This window comes from Paenibacillus sp. BK720 (genome assembly GCF_011761545.1).
Lineage (GTDB): Bacteria > Bacillota > Bacilli > Paenibacillales > Paenibacillaceae > Pristimantibacillus.
Genome location: NZ_JAASRQ010000001.1, coordinates 714007 through 735361 on the forward strand (window position 1 = coordinate 714007; position 21355 = coordinate 735361).

Genomic DNA, 21355 nt, shown 5'->3' on the forward strand with positions numbered 1-21355 from the left:
TCTCGTCGTTACAAGAGACGCGTATTCCAGCATCCAGCATGCGTCGATACGTCTAAGCGAGTCCGATTTGCGTGAATCGGGCTAATGAAGGTGGTACCACGGGGTTTCTCGTCCTTTTCCAAGGATGAGAGCCCCTTTTTTATTTGATAGGGAGGAAGGGAGCAAGAGCATGAGCATTGTATTAACGGGCATCAAGCCAACCGGAAGAGTGCATATCGGCAATTACATCGCGGCTATCAAGCCGGCCCTGCAGATTGCGAAAAATCAAGATCATACGGCTTTGTATTTCATCGCCGACTATCATGGACTAACGTTTATTCAAAATCGGGATGAGTTTAACGACTTGTCTTACGGGATTGCCGCAACCTGGCTCGCTTTGGGACTTAATCCGGAGCAGGTTGTTTTTTACCGCCAATCGGATGTGCCGGAAATATTCGAGCTAAGCTGGATTCTGGCATGCATGGCGCCTAAAGGCCTGATGAATCGTGCTCATGCTTATAAGGCAATCGTGGATAAGAACGAGCAGATAGGCGTGGATACCGATGCTGGCGTCAACATGGGCTTGTTTACTTACCCGATTCTTATGGCGGCGGATATCCTGCTCTTCCGGACGGATCAAGTTCCGGTCGGCAAGGATCAGATTCAACACGTCGAGATTGCAAGGGATTTGGCGGAAGCCTTTAATCGCAGCTTTGGGGAGACCTTCAAGCTGCCGGACTATATCGTGGATGAGCAAACCGCGGTAATACCGGGGCTGGATGGCCGAAAAATGAGCAAAAGCTACAACAATACAATTCCACTGTTTGAGTCGGCCGACGGCTTGAAGAAGCTGATTAGCAGAATCAAGACCGATTCTACCCCGCCGCACGAGCCTAAAAACCCTGACGCCTCTACTATTTTTCTGCTATATAAAGAGTTTGCTACGGATGGGCAGATCGAAGAAATGCGTGAGCGATTCCGAAGCGGTATCAGCTGGGGAGAAGCCAAGCTGGAGCTCTTTCAGGTAATGAACGCTTTCCTGGAGGAACCGCGGGAGAAATACAATCAATACATGGCGTCCAAGGACCAAATGGATGATATCTTGAGAGAAGGCGCAAGGAAAGCAAGAGCGATAGCACAACCCCTGCTGGAGCAGGTGAAATACAAGTTAGGGAGATACAGGTAAATGACGTTGCAGCATACAGCTAGATAGTGGGGCAAATAAGAAAAACTCTGCCGTCTCATTACGAGGCGGTAGAGTTTTGTGCCCTAATCATTTAATCCTTTGCCGTCAAGTATCTGCTGATAATATTTTTCAATTCTGGCTTCGCGCGTTTTGGATTGCTTGGCAGCAGCGAAATGAAGCAGGTACGCTCTTTGCCGGCCTGGCGTTAACGCGTAAAACGCTTCCTTAAAAGCAGGCCGGACATCGAATTTTGCTTGGAGCTCTTCCGGGACCGTATACTCGTCATTTTTTTTATAAGAAATTTCCTCGCCGGATTTCTCGACCTCGATGGCCTCAAGAATGTAAGCCTTCAGGATAGCTTCCATCTCTATGATTTGCTCCACGTTCGTGAACCGGATTTGGCGCGCGGCCTGCACGTTTTCCGTCTGTTGAATGAGAATGCCGTTAGGGTCCTTAAGCAAAGCGCCTTTCTGAAACAGAATGGCGCAATACTCCTTAAAGCCGTGGATGATTAGAATGTTTTTGCCCTCATGCGTGTAGCATGGATGCATCCATTTGAAATCCTCGGTCAATTCGCAGTCGAGCACGATTTCTCTCAGCTTGATATATTCTTCTTTCCACTTCTTGGACTTGTTTATAAAGCCATCCACTTTGCAGTCTAAATTCATTGAAAAAACCTCGCATTATGATTAATACAACCGGTTCTTATAGCCGTCTTCAAGCCTGGCGGCAATGACCTCCGGGGTTGATCCGTCCAGATTCGCATGCTCCGAAATAATTCGGGCGGGGGAGGGAAGCTGCTCGTTGCCGAGCCAGGTTTCGGGCTTCCACAGCCGGGAGCGAAGAAATGCTTTAGCGCAATGCATATAGCATTCTTCGACCTTTACGACGATCCCGATTTGAGGTACGCGGTCTTTTACGGAAAGCGGCTTTAAAAGATTCTCCTCTTTCGTTAGGTAAGCATGACCGTTTATTCTTAGAGTTTCTCCAAGTCCCGGAATAAAAAACTGCATGCCGATATGCGGATTCGATAAAATGTTGCGCAGAGTGTCTATTCTTTTGTTACCCGGCCGTTCCGGAATAATCAGATGCTTGTCATCCAGAACATGAACAAACCCCGGCGAATCGCCTCGTGGGGATACATCGCAATGCCCGCAGGAATCGGCAGTCGATACAACGAGAAAAGGAGATTTGGCGATAAAATCGCGGCAGTTGGAATCAATTGCGGAGATCACTTTATGTTGAACAAGTTCACTGGGATAGCCGATTAACGAACGAAGCTCGGCTTCGGAAGTAATCAACTGGCTTTGATCTATTTCTATCAAGAAGCAATCACCCTCTCAAGGAGATTCCATTATTTTACCATAGGCAGGTGAGGCGAGTTAATACTCACTTCCGAAAATCTTCTTTTTCACAACCGAATAATAGGGATAGTTCCGCGGCAAATACTCTTCTACTATGGAATTAAAGGTTTACATAGGGAAGGGGTACTTGAAATGAAAGAGAAGATGCAGGCGGCAAGAAGATGGCGAGAGTTGCTTCAAGCTAATCGTCCCACAGATCCGATTAAACCGAGGACGGACAAGGATATTTCGGAACAAGTAGAAAAGCTGCTCCGGCAGCTGACGATAGATCAGAAAATCGGCCAAATGAGTCAATGCTTGGGCTCCCGGGTGTCGCTCGGCGGAGAGGTGGAATCCGAAAGCGCGGAGAAGCTCCTGGAGCAGGGACGAGTCGGGACGGTTCTTGGCGCAATGGAGTCGGAGCGGATATTCGAGCTGCAGAGGATTGCCGTTGAAAAATCTCCTCATGGCATACCGCTTCTGTTCAATTCGGATATTATCCACGGCTTTCAGACGATTTTTCCGGTCCCGCTGGCCTGGTCATGCAGCTGGGATCCGGAAGCGATTAAGCTCGCGTGCGAGATCGCGGCAAAAGAAGCGACGGCGACCGGCATTACGTACAACCATGCTCCGATGGTGGATATTTCTCGGGATCCCCGGTGGGGACGCGTGGTAGAGGGGGCGGGCGAAGACCCTTACCTGGGGGCGCTCATTGCCAAGGCTCAAGTTGAAGGCTACCAAGGGGAAAGCTTGTTTAGCGAGGAGACGATGATCGCTTGTCTGAAGCATTTTGCGGGATATGGGGCAGGTGAAGCGGGCCGCGATTATAATACGGTGGATATGTCGGAGCGAACCTTGAGAGACTTCTATTTGCCGCCATTTCAGGCGGGGATTGAAGCGGGAGCCGCTTCGGTGATGAATGGCTTCAACCAATATGACGGGATTCCGTGCGCGGCCAGCGAGTTTTTGCTGAAGGATCTTCTCCGGAACGAGCTTGGATTCGACGGCATGATTATTTCGGATTACGGATCGATTGAAGAGATTGTTGCCCACGGTGCGGCAAAAGACAGCAAGGAAGCGGCCAAGCTGGCACTTGACGCAACGATGGACATTGAAATGGTGACCCGTGCTTATGCCTCCCATTTGCCTACGCTCATTAAAGAAGGGAAAGTGCGCGAAGAGCAGCTGGATCAGGCGGTCCGGCGCATTTTAACGTATAAATACAGGATTGGGATTATGGATGATCCATTCCGGTATATCCGGCCGGAGAAGGAAGCAGAGTATCATTTTCATTCGGATCACTTGAAGGCGAGTAAGGTACTTGCGCTTAAGTCGGCTGTTCTATTGAAAAATGACGGCGTTCTCCCGCTCAATAAAAGCATCAAGCGCCTTGCGTTAATTGGACCGTTTGCTGACAGCAAGGATCAGCTGGGTCCGTGGCAGGGAACGAAGTATCACGAACGAACGATTACGCTTGCGGAGGGGATTCGCGAGCTTGTTCCTCATATAGAGCTGGATATCGTAATAGGCTGTGAAGTAAATGCTGCAATCGAAGGCGGCTTTACGGCGGCGAAAATGGCGGCGCAAGAGGCGGATGCGGTTATTCTTGCGCTGGGGGAAACATGGACAATGAGCGGCGAGGCTGCTTCGCGTATGGATATCGGACTGCCGAAAGCTCAGCGGGAGTTGGCGGAGTTTGTTGCGCAGCTGGGCAAACCTACCGTACTGGTTCTTACAAACGGCAGACCGCTTGTATTCAACGGACTCGAGAAGAAGGTTAACGCGATTCTGGAAACCTGGTACCTTGGCTCTTGCGCAGGCGCGGCTGCGGCGGATATTTTGTTCGGGGAGTATAATCCTACGGGCAGGCTGACGATGAGCTTCCCTCGCCAAGAAGGGCAGATCCCGGTATATTACAATCATTTTCAAACAGGCCGGCCGGTAACCGAGAGCAATCAGCACGAAGCCTTCTTGTCCAAGTATACCGATGGTCCCAACGACCCATTATATCCGTTCGGCTTCGGCATGAGCTACACGACCTTTTCTTATTCGGACATCCGTTTGGACAAAACGTCGTTGCAGCGCGGGGATACGATTCTTGCGTCGGTAACGGTAACGAATACTGGCAGTCATGCTGGCGAAGAGACCGTTCAAATGTATATCCGGGATCATTACGGCAGCACTGTCCGACCGGTAAAAAGGCTGCGAGGCTTCGCGAAGATTACGTTAGAGCCGGGAGCAGCAAGGGAAGTCAGCTTCCGGATTACCGAAGAGGATTTGAAATATCACGATAAGCACCTTCGCTACTGCGCAGAGGAAGGCGAGTTTTCCGTCTATATTGGAGGGAACTCGATGGAAGCGCGGGAGGCGGAATTCGAATTAATATAAATGAAAGGGACTGTCCGTGAGCTGAATGCTGAAGGACAGTCCTTTTATGATGGAGGCTTAACGATATGCCACATCGTCAAGCCTTGCTATTAGTGACTTTGCCGTGGTCTTAACGATACCCGACATCGTTAAGAACGCTGAAATCGCGCAAAAATGCTCAAAATCAAGTGTAAAACGACTGCTTGACTATTCGGGACATCGTTAAGCTTCGCAATAAGTCATGCTGCTTCTCTCTTAACAATGCCGCGCATCGTTAAGGAACCATAAAGTAGCGCAACTAGCTCGGCGACCCTGCTTCCGATTCGCAGACGGCCGGCTTACGCGTTTTCCTGCAGGCGGCTCCGGTATTCTCTCGGCGTGCAGCCAAAGCGCTGTCGGAATACGGTGTTGAAGTAGCTTAAGCTGTTGAAGCCAACGTCGAGCGCGACCTCCATAATCTTGGCATCTGATTGCCTAAGACGGCTGGCCGCCTGCTGGACGCGATAGCTGTTCATATATTCGATGGGGCTTTTTGTAGTCATGCGTTTGAAGAAACGGCAGAAATACGACTCGCTCATCCTTGCCAGCTCCGCGAGCTTCTGCAGAGGAATAGGCTCGGCATAATTTTGCTCGATATATTCGATGACGGTCTTCAGCCGTTCAATCCGGAAGCCTTCTTGTTCCGGCTTCACCCGTACGGAAGGCTTCCCTAAGCTGACCAGCTTGGCCAATATGCCAAATAACAAGCCTTTTATCGTAAGCTCCGAAGCGGCTTGTTCGTTACGGTGAGTCTCAAATAACTGATCGAGCATCGCAAGAAGCTCGATGCCCGGCCCAGGCTCCCGGCGCAAATGGGCGGGTACTTCATATCTTCTCTCAAGAACGGGAGAAATATAACGGTCGAACAAATAATCGATGGATCCGCTGCTGAACAAGCTGGAATGGAACACAACAGCGTTGAATGAGCAGGGTTTGTCTCCCACAACGTATCCGGAATGAAGCTCACCGGAATTAACGAAGATTGCTTCACCAGCTTGCAGTTCATAATCCTGCAAATCTACCCGGAATACGGCTTTTCCTTCCGTTACTAGCAGCAGCTCAAGCTCGTCATGCCAATGCAAATCCAGCAGAGGGGCATCAGCCGGACAGGTGATTTCGTACAGGCTGACCGGATAGATCGGGTTGCCATGCTTGCGAGCTTCTTTCAGCAAAGATTTATCCATAAACAAAACTCCTATAGAAAAATAGCAAATGTCAAAATCGTGATAATAATGAGCAATATTTAGGAAGAGTTACAGAGAATAAGACAATATTATTATAACATAACCGCTTACAAGGTACGAGAAGCTACTGAGTAGGCTGGATACACCCTAGAAATCCTTGCAAGGCAAGACTTTTAAACAATCCAATAAGCAAACGCTTACGAATTGCTTTGCAATTATTCGAGGAGGAACATAAACATGAAATTTACCGATGGTTATTGGCAAATTCGCGAAGGCGTTGAGATGCAATATCCGGTTGACGTTCGCGAATTGAAAGAAAAGAACGGCAAACTGACGGCTTACATGGCAACAAAGCCGGTCGTCATCAAGGGCGATACGCTGAACGGCACGATGCTTACGGCCGAGATCAGCTCTCCAATTCCCGATGTCATTAAAGTTCGCTGGGTACACCATGCCGGCGTGAAACAAGTTGGCCCTGAATTCGAGACTCTCGTTGATGCCAATCATAGCGTAACCGTCGAACAAGACGAGCAATACACAAACCTTACTAGCGGCGGCCTGCAGGCGCGTATCCGCAAATCGCCGACTTGGGGCCTGGAATTCATTCAGAACGGCCGCAAGGTGACGGGCACAGCGCAAAAGGCTGCGGCTTATGTGCAAGATCACGGCAAAGCTTTCTTCCGCGAAATGCTGGATCTTGGCGTTGGCGAGCAGGTTTACGGCCTTGGCGAACGCTTCACTCCGTTTATCAAGAACGGCCAGGTTGTTGATTCCTGGAACGAAGACGGCGGAACAAGCTCCGAGCAAGCATACAAAAACGTGCCGTTCTATCTATCGAGCGCAGGTTACGGCGTATTCGTCAACCATCCGGAACGCGTATCGTTCGAAATTGGTTCCGAGGTCGTATCGAAGGTTGGCTTTAGCGTGCCCGGCGAGCATCTGGAATACTTCATCGTAGGCGGCAAAACGCTGAAGGACGTACTCGACAACTACACGAAGCTGACCGGCAAACCGGCATTGCCTCCGGCATGGTCGTTTGGCCTGTGGCTGACAACTTCGTTTACAACGGACTATGACGAAGCAACGGTTAACAGCTTTATTGAAGGAATGGCTGAGCGCAATATTCCGCTTCATGTCTTCCACTTCGACTGCTTCTGGATGAAAGAATACGAATGGTGCAACTTCGAGTGGGATGCGGACATGTTCCCGGATCCGGAAGGCATGCTTCGCCGCCTGAAAGAACGCGGTCTTCGCATTTGCGTATGGATCAACTCCTACATCGGCCAAAAATCGCCTCTCTTCCAAGAAGGCATGGAAAACGGCTACCTCGTTCGCAAGCCGGACGGCAGCGTATGGCAATGGGATAAATGGCAGGCGGGCATGGGACTTGTCGACTTCACGAACCCGGATGCGGTGAAATGGTACAAAGGCCATCTGAAACGTCTGATGGACATGGGCGTTGATTGCTTCAAAACGGACTTCGGCGAGCGCATCCCTACGGATGTCGTTTACTTCGACGGTTCCGATCCGCAGAAAATGCACAATTATTATACGCAGCTGTACAACAAAGCGGTATTCGAAGTACTGGAAGAAAACCGCGGCAAGAACGAAGCGATGCTGTTCGCGCGTTCGGCTACGGCAGGCGGCCAGCAGTACCCGGTACACTGGGGCGGCGACTGCTCGGCGAACTATGATTCGATGGCGGAATCGCTCCGCGGCGGCTTGTCGCTTGGTCTTTCCGGCTTTGGCTTCTGGAGCCACGATATCAGCGGCTTCGAACGGACGGCTCCACCGGATATCTACAAGCGTTGGGTAGCCTTTGGCATGCTCAGCTCGCACAGCCGCCTGCACGGCAACGAATCGTACCGCGTGCCTTGGCTGTTCGACGAAGAGTCCGTTGACGTCCTTCGTTACTTCACGGAGCTTAAGAGCAGCCTGATGCCTTATCTGTTCAACCATGCGGTTGAAGCAACGGAAAAAGGCGTACCGATGATGCGCGCGATGGTTCTCGAGTTCCCTGAGGATCCAACGACGCATTACCTGGATCGTCAGTACATGCTGGGCGAAAGCCTGCTGGTTGCTCCAATCTTTAATACCGAAGGTACGGCGAAATATTACGTACCGGCGGGCAAATGGACCAGCCTGATCGACGGTACGACGGTTGAGGGCGGCAAATGGGTAGAAGAGCAGCATGGCTACAGCTCGATCCCGTTGCTTGTTCGTCCTAACACGCTTCTTGCCGTCGGCAGCAACAACCAAAAGCCGGACTACGATTACGCGGATAACGTCACGCTGCACCTGTTCGAGCTGGAAGACGGCGCAACGGCAAAAGCGGTTATCCATGATCTGAACGGACAGCCGCAAGCAACGGCTAAGGCGGCTCGCACAGGCAGCACCATTGAAATCAGCTATGAAGGCACAGGCAAGCCATGGCAGGTTGTACTGCGCGGCATTGAGCAAGCAGCGGCTGTGGAAGGCGCTGACTCGCAGCAAACCTCAGAAGGCTTGAAGCTCGTTCCAGCCTCCGGTCAGAAGATCATTGTAAAACTGTAGATGTAAAACGATAGGCGACCGGCCGCTTGCTCCCAAAGAGCAAGCGGCTGTTTGCCCATTCGTGCGTAACTAAGATACGCACGGCAACAAAAAAGCCCGGAAAGAGAGTTTCACTCCTCTTTCCGGGCTAACAAATATCTATTTGCCGAAGCGGAACCAGCTCAGCTTCGTTTCGCCTTCGCCTCTAACTACCAGATACACTTGGTGGTTGCCGGCTGCTTGCTCGACCGATGCCGTGACTGTCTGCCAAGCGGAGCTTGCTTGAAGCGTCAGGCTGCCAGCGAGCGGACCGTCCGGACCATCAAGGCGGATTTCAAGGGATGCGCCTTTCGCAGACAAGGCTCTGGCTTCGAAGAAGCAAATTTCTTCGCCAATCAGGGCGTCATCGTAACGGAGCCATGCAACGGACGACGTTGTTGCCGCGCTGTCGCCGCCTTCGGCATTGTCGCTGATGATGATATTGGAATAATCGTCATAATTCACGGCTCCCGTAACTTGGGACAAATCGCGCGGCGGAATCGTTTCGCCGGCAACGGTCAAGGCTCCTTCCAGGCGGATATCGCCGGAGGATGCGCCAACGAGAAACGCGTAACTGCCTTGCTCGACGCACATTTTGCTTCTGGTTACATCCCAGAAAGCGAGAGCGGAACGGTCCAGCACGAAGCTTACTTCCCTTGATTCACCGGCAGCAAGCGCAATGCGATCGAACGATTGCAGCTGTCTGAGCGCACGTTTCACGCGGGATTCCAAGGCTCTGGCGTACAGCTGAACGACTTCTTCGCCGTCAATGTCGCTAGTATTCGTAACGCGGAAGCTAACGGTAATCGAATCTTCGGACTGCTCAAGCTTGAGAGCATCGTATTGGAAACGGCTGTAGGACAAACCGTGTCCGAATGGATACAATGGCTTTCCGGCAAAATATTGGTAAGTGCGTTCGCTTTTGATAATGTCGTAATCCATAAATTCGCCAAGCTGGTCAGCCGACTCGTACCAGGTCATGTTGACGCGTCCAGCCGGGTTGTAGTCGCCAAACAGGACGTCAGCCAGCGCATGGCCAAGCTCTTGACCGGCATGCGACAGATAGACGATCGCAGGAATATTCTCCTGGACCCAAGGCATAGCGAACGGATAGCTGCCGACTACCACAACAACGGTATTCGGATTAACGGCATAGACTTCGCGAATGAGCTTTTCTTGATAAGCAGCAAGCGTCAGGTCGGGGCGGTCAATCGTTTCTTTCCCGTTAATGAGCGGGTGATTGCCGACAACAACAACCGCGACTTCGTTGTTACGCGCGGCGGCAATCGCTTCCTGCAGGCCGTCGGTTTCTTTTTCAACCGCAAACGGCTCGGCGACAGAGGCATCGCCATCCCGCACTTCCAGGGCTCCGCTCTCGGCATTGACGGTTACGGGACGGTTGTTCCAGGTCGTGAAGGTCACGACATTCTCGTCATGCTGCGGACGAACGTGGAATACTTCCTTGGTGAACCATTCCCAGATATGCTCGGACGATGCGGTGATTTTCTCATCGTCGGTTGTCAGGTAGAGCTTGTTATTTTCCGCGATAAGCGTATGGCTGTCCCAGCCCCAGTCTGTCGTTTCGAACAGATCGGCAGAATCGGAGCCCCGGGAGCTTGCGGACAGCGAGTTTTTCTCGTCGCTTCCAAGCCTCACGTACTTGCCGTTCTTCAGCGATTTAAGCTTCACTCGGCTGCTGCCCGTTGCCAGCGTTACTGCTTGATGGGCACCGTTCATTTTCTTCCGGATGCCTTCAAACGGCGTAATCGAATACGGCATAAGGCCGCTGTACCAGTCGCGGTACACGATGCCGGCCAGCGGGCCGATAACGGCAGCCTTGCTCAGCTTATCCGCGGATAGCGGCAGGAGACCGTCGTTTTTGAGCAGCACGATGCTTTTGCGCACGGCATCAAGGGCAAGCTCGGCATGCTCCGGCTTCATGATCGCCGATGCGTCGATCGCCGCATAAGGGTTGCGGTCTGCGGGATCGAATTCGCCAAGACGGAAGCGGACGCGGAACGTATTGCGCAGCGCGATGTCGAGATCGTTTTCCGTCAGCATTCCTTCGGCCAGCGCATCGCGGATCGCCTGCTTCGAGATCGGGTGATCGTCGGTGATACTGTCTACGCCGGCTTTGATCGTCAGAGCTACCGCTTCCTTGTACGTCTCGACGTAATGATGGTCATTGACGGTGCCAAGCACGTCGCCGGCGTCGCTTACGACAAATCCGTTCATGCCCCAATCCCGTTTGACGATGTTGTTCACATCCGGATTGATGTTGGCGGGAACGCCGTTCACCGAATTGTAGGCGGTCATCATCGACAGCGCTCCGCCTTCCTTGAACGGAATTTCGAACGCTTTCAGGTAGTATTCGTTTTTGTTGCGCGGGTCGAGGCTGACGGAGCATTCTCCGCGATTGATCTCGTTATTGTTGCCGATGAAATGCTTGAGCGATGCGACCGCTTTCACGTAAAACGGATGGTCGCCCTGAATGCCTTGGGTTAAAGCCGCGGACAGCTTGCCAGTCAGATGCGGGTCTTCGCCGTAAGCCTCTTCGGTACGGCCCCAGCGCGGATCGCGTTCCATATCGACGGTTGGCGCCCATAACGTCAGACCGTTATGCGCCGGATTCTGGGAATAGAAGCCTCGCGCTTCGTCGCCGATGACGCTGCCGATTTTTTTCAGCAGGTCTTTGTCCCAGGTACAAGCGAGGCCAATCGGCTGAGGGAAGGTTGTCGCTTCGCCCAGCCAGGCCATGCCATGCGCCGCTTCGGTGCCATGCTTGTAGGCTTTGACGCCAAGATGAGCAATCTCGTCCTGGTATTGGCACATCAGATTGATTTTTTCTTCCAGGGTGAATCGGTTAACCAAATCATTAACGCGCTGCTCGAGCGGCAGGTCGGGGTTTTGAAATGGATATTTTGCTTCCGAAAGTTGCGTCACTACAAATGTCAGCTCCTTTAATTGTAAGGGGTTTCAAAAATTTTAACATGCAGGCGCAACCGTTCATACCCGACAAATTGGAGATAAAATCCCTGTACAATTAGCGGTTGAACCCCTAGAATGTAAACGCAATCAAATTTTTCTGTGATGGTGACAGGGGGCTGGCAAAATGTTTCAGATGTTCTCGCACCTGCTGAACAACGTGAAGCTGAGAACAAAGCTCATCTTATCCTGCATCGTAGTCGTATTCATTCCAATTCTGATCGTTGGCGTGTTTCTGACAAACGAGCTGCGCAATATGGCGCTGGATAACGCGATGGAGCAGACGCATACGAACGTGCAGCGGGTCAAGGCAAGAACGACCGAGCTGATGAACGTTGCTTACGACAGCGCTTACCGTCTGGAGAACAGCCGGCTGGAGGCAGTGACGAACCGGAAATACGAATCGACTTACGAGGTCGTTAAGGCATACCGGGAATATACGGATTTCAACGAGATTCGGCAGCAGCATGACGAAGTGGCGAACATCCGGTTTTACATGGAAAATCCAACGATGCTGAACAACTGGGATTTCATCCAGCCGGACAATTCGATTAAGGAATCCGTCTGGTATACAAATGCGTTAAATCCCGGCAGCGGCGTGAATTGGTATTTTCTCGAGGATGAGCGGGACAAGCGGAATTATTTGAGTCTCGTGCGCGGAATCAGTTTTTCAAGCAGCAATACAAGCGGCGTTCTGGTCATTACGCTGAATATGCAGGCTCTGAACAGCATCTTGAATCAGGAGTCCTTCGAGACGATGATCGTTGACGACAGCAACCGGATTGTCGCGGCAAACCGGATGGGCCGGGCGGGGAAAACGCTGCAGGAAATCGACTACGAGCAAAGCATCGTGCAAGAGAGAAGCGGGATGTATTCCGCCAATATAGACGGTCAGGCCTCGCGTGTCCTGATTGAGCCCTTGATACCCGAAGCAAGCGGAAATACGCTCCGCATCATTTCCGTGTTCTCCGTTGACACGATTGTAGCGGATGCCAACCGGATTAATTCGTTAGCCCTTACGGTGATTTCAATTAGCTTGATTATTGCTATTTTCCTGATTATTGGCGTGTCCACCATCATTACGAAGCGGATGCTCCGTTTAAGCAAGCATATTACGAAGGTGGCGACCGGCAAGCTGGACATCGTGATGGAGATTGACGGCAAGGATGAGATTGGGCAGCTGTCCAGGCAGTTCAATTCCATGGTGTCGAGCATTAACGGTCTCGTCGAGGAAGTCCAGGAATCGAACAAGATGAAAAGTCTGCTCGAAGCCAAGCAGAACGAGATCAAGCTGAAGATGATGGCCAGCCAGATTAATCCGCATTTCCTGTTTAACGCGCTGGAATCAATTCGGATGAAGGCCCATTTGAAAGGGGAAAAGGAGATTTCGCAGGTGGTCCGCCTGCTTGGCAAGCTGATGCGGCGGAGCATCGAGGTGACTCAGCGGCTTACGCCGCTTGCCGACGAGATGGATATTGTCCGCTGCTATTTGGACATTCAGAAATTCAGGTACGAGGACCGGTTATCCTACGAGCTTCACGTGGATCCGGTTGCGGAAAGAGTGCCGATTCCTCCGCTTATTATTCAGCCGCTTGTCGAGAATGCCGTCATTCACGGCTTCGAGAACAAGATGGAGGGCGGCAAGGTAACGGTTCGGGCAGCCAGGGAAGGCGATTATGTCCGGGTTGACGTCATGGATAACGGGGCGGGGATGACCCGCGAGAAAATGGAGAAGCTTACCCAGCATTTGAACGAAACAGAGGATGCAGAGAACAACCGGATTGGACTCCGCAACGTCCATTTGCGGCTGCAGCTGACGTACGGACCGGAGCACGGGCTTCAATTCGAGAGTGAACCGGGTATAGGGACGAAGGTTTCCTTCACCTTGCCTTTTGGGGAGGATTTGTATGTATAAAGTATTGCTTGTAGACGATGAACCGATGATTCGGGAAGGTCTCCGAACCTTGCTGGAATGGGAGAGTCTCGGTTACGAAGTGGTGGATACGGCAGCCAACGGCAAGGATGCCCTGAAGAAGTGCGAGCAGCATGAGCTCGATCTCATTATCGTCGATATCCGGATGCCGGAGATGAACGGCCTTGAGCTGATCAGAACGATCCGCGAGAACGGCGGAACGATGCATGTATTGATTCTGAGCGGTTACGCGGATTTCGAATACGCCAAGCAGGCTATCGTCCAGCGGATTGACGGGTATTTGCTGAAGCCCGTCGACGAGGACGAGCTGATGGATTACTTGCAATCCCTGAGGAAAGAGCTGGATCTCGAGTATGAGACCCGCCGGAAACGATTGGACGAACGTCAAGGCAATGCGGAGGATGACTTGAAGCGGCTGCTCGCCGAAGGAAGCGCAGGCCCTAGTCTTTCTCAACTGTCCGCGTCACTGGATTGGACGGAGTTCGAACTGCTGCTCATCAAGACGCATGAACGGAATGAAGAGGAGACAGCCGGCCATGCTCATATAAAACGCCGATTATCCGAGCGGCTGGAGCAATCCGGCTCGGGTCTTGCTGTCGCCATGGAGCCGTATTTGCTGATCCTTCTGAACAAGGGTCTCGGCAATGAGCGGTTCCTGCGGGAAATGCATGCGATGATTGCCGGTGCCTGCGAGGGATTGGCTTCGGATTTTACCGTCGTGACCGGTGGCAAGATAGCGGGCTTTACGGATATTCCGTCTGCCTATCAGAAGGCGCTTGAACGGATAAAAAACAGGTTCTTCCTGGAGGGCGGTCAGATAATGACCGAGGATCCGCAGCTGCCGGGAGGGCATGAGGGCGCGAAGCCGGATTTGACCGGGACGGCGGAAAAGCTTTACCTCGCGCTTGAGATTGTAAACCGGGAAGCGATCCGGCAGCAGATCGAAGAATCCGCTGAAGCGATGAAAGCAGCGGGATTTGGCGAAGCCGAGATGAAGGCGGCATTCGTAGAGCTTGTGTCGTCTATCCTCGACAAGCTTGCGTCCAAGCGGCCGGAGCTTCCGGTCCGCGACTACCGGCAGCGCATACCGGAGCTGTTCCGCGAGTACCGGGTCAGCTCGCTCACTAGACTGGCATCCGCGATTATCGATCAGATTGCCGATGCCCTCGATCATTCGTCCGCGGACAAGCAGATCAACCGCATGATCGACCTGATTCGCCGGAATTACAAGGAGAACCTGAAAATGGAGACGCTCGCCGAACTGTTTAACTATAACAGCGCTTATCTCGGCAAGCTGTTCAAGCAGGTTACAGGAGAAAACTTCAACACGTATCTGGATAAAGTACGGATGGAACAAGCGAAAATATTACTTGAGCAAGGACTTAAGGTGTACCAGGTTGCGGAGATGGTCGGATACGCGAACGTCGACTATTTCCACAGCAAATTCCGCAAGTACGTAGGCTCTTCGCCGTCTGTATACCGAAAGAAGGATTCCTAAAAGGAACGCGTGGTTTTCTCACGACCGGAGAAAATCATGCGTTTTTTTCATGCGGTGAATCCGCTTACACTAATTTTTATATGATTTTATGCCAAATCCTTTGGGTACCGAGATCTGCCATGTATCCGTTATCATGAATGCATAAGGCAGGAGGGATACCAATGAAAGCGGTCACAACTAGCGTTCAGCAGCAGACGCGAAAAAAAAGAGAGAGAAACTTTTGGAAAACAGCTATCCGTAACAGATACTTATACATGATGTCGCTGCCTTTCATAATCTGGGTGTTTGTGTTTAGTTACTATCCGCTCTGGGGCTGGACAATGGCCTTCCAGAAATTCAAGCCGGCCAAATCGTTCTGGGAGCAGGACTGGGTAGGCTTCGATCAATTCAAAACGCTGTTCCAAGACGATACGTTCTACCTTGTGATGAGAAATACGCTGGCCATGAGTTTTATGGGCATTATCGCCGGCTTTGCGGTACCGATCGTCTTCGCGGTTCTGCTTAACGAAGTCCGCAGCATGGCATTCAAGCGGTTTGCCCAAACCGTATCGTATTTGCCTCACTTCGTATCCTGGGTTGTCGTAGCGGGTATCGTATCCAAGATGCTCTCGGCGGACCACGGTACGGTAAACGAAATTCTGATGTGGCTTGGCATTATCGATACGCCGATTCAGTTCCTGGCGAAGCCGCATTTCTTCTGGGGCATCGTCACCGTCTCCGATGTATGGAAAGAGATGGGCTGGAACACCATTATCTATCTGGCGGCGATTGCGGGCATCAGCCAAGAGATGTACGAAGCGGCAAGAGTGGACGGAGCGAACCGCATCCGCCAGATTTGGCACATTACGCTGCCGGGCATTCGTTCGACGATTGTGATCCTGCTCATCATGTCCATCGGTCACTTGATCCAGATCGGCTTCGAGAAGCAGTTCCTGCTAGGCAACAATCTTGTTCGCGATTATTCGCAAGTCCTTGATTTGTATGCGCTTGAATACGGTCTGCAGATGAGCCGTTACTCATTTGGTACGGCGGTTAATATTTTCAACTCGGTTGTAAGTATTATTCTTCTGTTTATGGCAAACGGACTGTTTAAGAAAATTACGAAAGAAAGCATCATGTAAGGAGGAGGGTGAGCCATGACATCAAAAAGACTGCTGGGCGGCGCGCCTCTGTCAGACCGGCTTCTGAGTGTGTTCGTATACGTATTCGTTATCTTCGTAATGATCATCACTTTGTATCCGTTTCTGAACGTGCTTGCTCTTTCATTTAACGAGTCGGTTGACAGCGTAAGGGGCGGGATTACGATTTTCCCGCGCGAATTTACGACTGAAAACTATAAAGTAATCTTTTCCTTCGGAGGCTTGATTACCGGCTTCAAAATCTCGGTATTGCGTACGGTAGCCGGCACGATCGTTGGTTTGATCAGCGCTTCGATGCTCGCGTTTACGCTGAGCCGTCCCGATTTCCAAGGACGCAAATTCGTATCCGTCTTCCTGGCGCTGACGATGTATGTATCGGGCGGTCTGATTCCGGTCTACTTCCTGATCCGCGACCTGCACATGATGGGAACGTTCTGGGTCTACATCCTTCCGGGTCTCGTAAGCGCCTTTAACGTATTCGTCATCCGCTCCTTTATGGATGGCATTCCTTATGCGCTGCAAGAGTCGGCCAAGCTCGACGGCGCGAACGATTTTACAATCTATTGGCGCATTATTCTCCCGATGGCTAAACCGGCGCTGGCAACAATCGCTTTGTTCCTTGCCGTTGGCCAATGGAATTCCTGGTTTGACACTTATCTCTACAACGGCTCCAAAGAATCGCTGACCACGCTGCAGTTCGAGCTGATGAAGGTACTGCAAAGCACGACTTCCGGCAATAACGTGGATATCCATAACTCGAACATGACGCAAATGATGTCGTCCGTGTCGCCGGAATCCGTCAAAATGGCGATTACGATCGTTGTAACCGTGCCAATCCTGGTCGTTTATCCTTTCTTGCAAAGATACTTCGTTAAAGGCATGACATTAGGCGCCGTAAAAGGCTGATCTGATGATTAGAAGCGGTATTGTTGGGGAAACCCGTTAATACGATATGGTTCTCATAAATATATAGGAGGGTTATTACATGAATCAAATCAGCAAATGGTCAAGCCTCGCATTGTCTACCACGTTAGTTGCCGGTTTGCTGGCGGGCTGCGGCAGCAATAACAATGATGAAGCGAATAGCAGCAGCGCGAACACTGGCGGCAATGCAACAAACTCTGCGGCGCCGGAAGATACTTCCCCGCTCACATTGACTTATTACAGCGAAGACCCGTCCCCGAACTGGGCGAATATGCAGGACGAGATTGGCAAAACCCTTACAGAGAAAACAGGCATTACCCTTGACGCGGAATTCGCGGTAGGCGATGCGGTTCAAAAATCGTCCCTGATTGCGGCGAGCGGCGAGTATCCGGATCTGATCAGCGCGAAACAAAGCATCGCAAAATTCGTTGACGCTGGCGCGGTACTTGATTTGACCGATTTGATTGATAAATATGCTCCTCACTTGAAGAAGCTTTTTGAAGGCAATATGAGCCGTCTTCGTTACAGCGATGACGACCATTCCATCTATGTCATTCCTTCCTATAACGGAATCGGCCAGCAGTACTTCAACGCTGGCGGCGGCTTCGAGCTGCAGCACCGCGTTGTTAAAGAGCTGGGCTACCCGCAAATCCGCACGGTAGCGGATTACGAGAAAGCGATCAAAGATTATCTTGCTCTTCATCCGAAAGACGAGAACGGCAACCCGAATATCGGTCTGACATTGAATGCCGACGATTGGCATATGTACATCTCGGTAACGAACCCGGCATTCCTCGCGACCGGCGGTTCCGATGACGGCGAGTTCAACATCGATGTGGATACGCAGAAAGTCATTTATCACTTCCGTCGTCCGGAAGAGAAAGAATACTTCAAATGGCTGAACCATATGAACGCGGAAGGCTTGCTTGATCCAGAAAGCTTCGTACAAAAATATGATCAATACAAAGCGAAAATCGCTTCCGGCCGCGTCCTTGGCTTGATTGACCAGGATTGGGATTACGGCGACGGCGAGAAAGCTCTGAAAGCCGAAGGCAAATTCGATCAAGGCTACGGACACTACCCGGTTACGATGTCAGAAGACATCAAGGAAGCATCGTTCTGGCCAACAGGCTTCATGGCTGGCAGCGGCGTAGCGATCTCCAAAGACAATCCGGATCCAGTTCGTACAATCAAGTTCCTTGACTACCTGGCTTCCGACGAAGGTCAAGTGCTCGTAAACTGGGGTATCGAAGGCAAGCATTACAATGTGGTTGACGGCAAACGCGTTATTCCTGAAGACGTAAATAACCGCAAAATCAACGATGCTGTCAACTTTACCAAAGAAACGGGTATCGGTCTCTACAATCTCCTGAGCGGTCACTACGGCGACGGCGTGAAGGATCCAAGCGGCAACTATTACACTACAAACTTCCCAGAGCAAATCGTGGCAGGCTTTAACGATGTCGAGAAAGAAACGCTTAAAGCTTACGGCGCAACGACCTGGAAAGACTTATTCCCTAAAGAAGAAGAGTTCAAAGTTAAGCCTTGGGGCGCTGCTTGGAACATTCCGGTTCCAGGCGACAGCGAAGCCGTGGTTATCGAGAAGAAACTGACGGACATCACATGGAAACGCATTCCGGAAGCGATCTTGGCTAAACCGGAAGACTTTGATAAAATTTGGGATGCCTACCAACAAGAGCTGGTAAAAGCCGATGTTGAGAAGGCGGAAAAAATCCGCGAGGATTTGGTTAAAGCTCGCGTGAAGCTGTGGAACGAATAATAATACATTATGGACTATTAGAGAGCCCGATTGATGCGGGCTCTCTTTGGCTTAGGGAGCGGAGGATGGAAATTGGGGAAAGTACGGGATTGGAAGCTGTGGTACGAGCAGCCGGCGCAGGCATGGGAAGAAGCTTTGCCCATCGGCAACGGCCGGATTGGCGCAATGGTATTCGCGGGAACGGACATCGATCAAATTTTGCTGAACGAGGATACTTTATGGGCCGGTTTTCCGCGTGATCCGATTAATTATGAAGCACAGCGGTATTTGGCCAAGGCGCGAGACCTTATATTTTCCGGGAAATACGCGGAAGCCGAGCGGTTGATCGAATCAACCATGCAAGGACGGGATGTTGAGCCTTATTTGCCGCTTGGCGGTATTTCGATCGTGCGCAGAGAAGACCGGGAACCCGACGTGTCGCAGTATATACGGGAACTGCATCTGAATGAGGGGATTGCCTCAGCCCGTTATCGGGATGGCGCCGTTACGGTACAGACCCAATATTTCGTAAGCGTGCCGGACCAGGCGCTAGTCGTCCGTTACGAAGCTGCCGGAGGAACTTTGAATCGCGATATCGTAATTGATTCCTTGCTGCAATACCGGTTAGCGGAATCAGGAGACGGGCAGCTGCATCTGATTGGACAAGCGCCAAGCCATGTGGCCGGCAATTATCACAAAGATCATCCTATGGATGTCCTCTATGAAGAAGGGCTTGGTCTGCCGTTCGAGATCCGGGTGAAGGTGGAGACCGACGGAACGGTGAAGAACGGAGAAAAAGGACTTGAGGTCCGGAACGCGGCTTACCTTCATATCTATTTGACTACCGAAACGGGCTTTGCCGGGTACGACCAGCCGCCGGATCAAGAAGCTTGCTCGGCACGCTGCTATATTCGCCTGGAAGCGGCGGCGGCGCGAGGATTCGAAGCGCTGCGCAGCCGCCATGCCGAGGATCACCGGCTGTTGTTTGACCGCGTATCCTTTTCTTTAGGGAATGAAACGGACGGTGCCGACAAGCCAACGGACCGCAGGCTTGCGGATTACCAAACGACCAAGCAGGACCTATATTTGGAGGCGCTCTATTTCCATTTCGGCCGTTACCTTCTGATGGGCAGTTCGAGACCGGGTACCCAGCCTGCCAACCTGCAGGGAATCTGGAATCATCATGTATCGCCGCCATGGCATAGCGATTACACGATCAACATTAATACGCAGATGAATTATTGGCCTGCGGAAGTATGCAACCTAAGCGAATGCCATGAGCCGCTCTTCGCTATGCTGAAGGAAATGAGCGAGGCCGGTTCGCGAACAGCGAGAATTCATTACGGCAGCCGAGGCTGGACCGCCCATCATAATGTGGACATCTGGCGAATGACGACGCCAACCGGCGGAAGCGCCAGCTGGGCATTCTGGCCGCTAGGCGGAGCATGGCTTGTCCGTCAGGTATGGGAAAGCTACCTTTACAGCCTCGATAAGGATTTTCTCGGCGAGACGGCTTATCCGCTGCTCAAAGGAGCGGCTTTATTCTGCCTGGATTGGCTGGTCGAGGGGCCTAACGGCGATTTGGTTACGAATCCGTCCACTTCGCCGGAGAACAAGTTCCTGACAAGCGACGGAGTGCCATGCAGCGTGTCGTATGGTTCAACGATGGATATCGCTATTATTCGCGATCTGTTCCGGAACTGTCTGGAAGCCATTGATCTATTAGGCGTGGAAGAAACGCAGTTCCGCGACGAGCTGCTTGCGTCGCTGGATCGTCTTCCGGCTTACAAGATTGGCCGTCACGGCCAGCTTCAGGAATGGTATGAGGATTTCGAGGAAAGCGAGCCGGGTCACCGCCACGTTTCGCATCTATACGGAGTTTATCCGGGCAAAGAGATTAACGAGAATACGCCGGAGCTGCTGGAAGCGGTTGTTGCGACGCTCGATCGCAGGCTGGCGAACGGCGGAGGGCATACCGGCTGGAGCTGCGCTTGGCTGCTGAATCTGTTCGCCCGCCTGAAGGATGAGAAGCAGGCTTACGGTGCCGTGCAAACCTTGCTTGCGCGATCCACATATCCAAATCTGCTGGACGCCCATCCGCCGTTCCAGATTGACGGAAACTTCGGCGGAAGCGCAGGCATAGCCGAGCTTCTGCTTCAAAGCCATTTGGGTACGATCGATCTGCTGCCTGCGCTGCCAGCCTCGTGGGCGAATGGCCGGATCAGCGGCTTGAAGGCAAGAGGCGGCTATATAGTGGAGCTGGAATGGGAGAACGGAACGCTGAAGCGGGCTGCCATTGAAGCGGGAAGAAGCGGCGTTTGCAAGCTTCGGTATGCCGGGGCTATACGCGTGGAGGATGGACAAGGGACGGCTGCTCGGCTTAACGACGGTTGTTTTGTAGCGGAGCAAGGCTGCACGTATTACGTTTATGCGGATGCAAAAGCATAA

13 protein-coding genes and 1 other annotated feature (1 of these 14 cut by a window edge) are annotated in these 21355 nt (G+C 51.8%); of the genes, 9 read left to right on the top strand and 4 right to left on the bottom strand.

Annotated elements, in window-relative coordinates; genetic code table 11:
* Nucleotides 1-119 (top strand) — a binding site (T-box leader) (it extends 140 nt beyond the left edge of the window).
* A 50-nt stretch (nt 120-169) separates the two neighbouring features.
* Nucleotides 170-1165, top strand: a complete 996-nt coding sequence (locus FHT67_RS03100) for a tryptophan--tRNA ligase (protein ID WP_167195561.1) — start codon at nt 170-172, stop codon at nt 1163-1165.
* Between the two features lie 83 nt (nt 1166-1248).
* On the opposite strand, the gene FHT67_RS03105 is transcribed toward FHT67_RS03100, so the two are convergent.
* Both FHT67_RS03105 and FHT67_RS03110 read right to left on the bottom strand, forming a co-directional pair.
* On the bottom strand, nt 1249-1833 hold the full coding sequence (locus tag FHT67_RS03105) for a YdeI/OmpD-associated family protein (RefSeq protein ID WP_167195564.1): 585 nt from the start codon (nt 1831-1833) through the stop codon (nt 1249-1251).
* A 21-nt stretch (nt 1834-1854) separates the two neighbouring features.
* Nucleotides 1855-2487 (bottom strand): MSMEG_1061 family FMN-dependent PPOX-type flavoprotein, encoded by a 633-nt coding sequence (locus FHT67_RS03110; protein WP_167196835.1) that lies wholly within the window; start codon nt 2485-2487, stop codon nt 1855-1857.
* 174 nt (nt 2488-2661) lie between these two features.
* Here FHT67_RS03110 and FHT67_RS03115 point away from each other — a divergent pair, with 174 nt between their 5' ends.
* On the top strand, nt 2662-4896 hold the full coding sequence (locus tag FHT67_RS03115; protein ID WP_167195567.1) for a glycoside hydrolase family 3 N-terminal domain-containing protein: 2235 nt from the start codon (nt 2662-2664) through the stop codon (nt 4894-4896).
* A gap of 317 nt (nt 4897-5213) precedes the next feature.
* Here FHT67_RS03115 and FHT67_RS03120 read toward each other — a convergent pair whose 3' ends face one another.
* A complete protein-coding gene (locus FHT67_RS03120) occupies nt 5214-6098 on the bottom strand; it encodes a helix-turn-helix transcriptional regulator (protein WP_132303853.1) in 885 nt (294 codons plus the stop codon).
* A gap of 237 nt (nt 6099-6335) precedes the next feature.
* On the opposite strand from FHT67_RS03120, the gene yicI reads away from it, so the two are divergent.
* The gene (gene yicI, locus FHT67_RS03125; protein ID WP_167195570.1) at nt 6336-8651 is read left to right on the top strand and encodes an alpha-xylosidase; all 2316 of its coding nucleotides are present in this window, start codon (nt 6336-6338) and stop codon (nt 8649-8651) included.
* A 138-nt stretch (nt 8652-8789) separates the two neighbouring features.
* On the opposite strand, the gene FHT67_RS03130 is transcribed toward yicI, so the two are convergent.
* Nucleotides 8790-11612 (bottom strand): glycoside hydrolase family 3 C-terminal domain-containing protein, encoded by a 2823-nt coding sequence (locus tag FHT67_RS03130; RefSeq protein WP_167195574.1) that lies wholly within the window; start codon nt 11610-11612, stop codon nt 8790-8792.
* A gap of 169 nt (nt 11613-11781) precedes the next feature.
* Here FHT67_RS03130 and FHT67_RS03135 point away from each other — a divergent pair, with 169 nt between their 5' ends.
* From FHT67_RS03135 to FHT67_RS03160, 6 genes are all read left to right on the top strand, one after another.
* Nucleotides 11782-13569 carry a sensor histidine kinase gene (locus FHT67_RS03135; RefSeq protein ID WP_132303859.1) on the top strand — a complete coding sequence of 596 codons (1788 nt, stop codon included), beginning with the start codon at nt 11782-11784 and terminating at the stop codon, nt 13567-13569.
* Nucleotides 13562-15085, top strand: a complete 1524-nt coding sequence (locus tag FHT67_RS03140) for a response regulator transcription factor (RefSeq protein WP_167195577.1) — start codon at nt 13562-13564, stop codon at nt 15083-15085. The genes FHT67_RS03135 and FHT67_RS03140 overlap by 8 nt, the downstream gene beginning before the upstream one ends.
* Nucleotides 15086-15246: 161 nt before the next feature.
* Nucleotides 15247-16206, top strand: coding sequence for an ABC transporter permease (locus FHT67_RS03145; RefSeq protein ID WP_132303863.1), 960 nt, complete (start codon nt 15247-15249; stop codon nt 16204-16206).
* Between the two features lie 15 nt (nt 16207-16221).
* The gene (locus tag FHT67_RS03150) at nt 16222-17130 is read left to right on the top strand and encodes a carbohydrate ABC transporter permease (protein WP_132303865.1); all 909 of its coding nucleotides are present in this window, start codon (nt 16222-16224) and stop codon (nt 17128-17130) included.
* 79 nt (nt 17131-17209) lie between these two features.
* The gene (locus tag FHT67_RS03155) at nt 17210-18928 is read left to right on the top strand and encodes an ABC transporter substrate-binding protein (RefSeq protein ID WP_132303867.1); all 1719 of its coding nucleotides are present in this window, start codon (nt 17210-17212) and stop codon (nt 18926-18928) included.
* A 72-nt stretch (nt 18929-19000) separates the two neighbouring features.
* Nucleotides 19001-21355: a glycoside hydrolase family 95 protein gene (locus FHT67_RS03160; protein ID WP_167195580.1), complete on the top strand. Its 2355-nt coding sequence runs from the start codon at nt 19001-19003 to the stop codon at nt 21353-21355.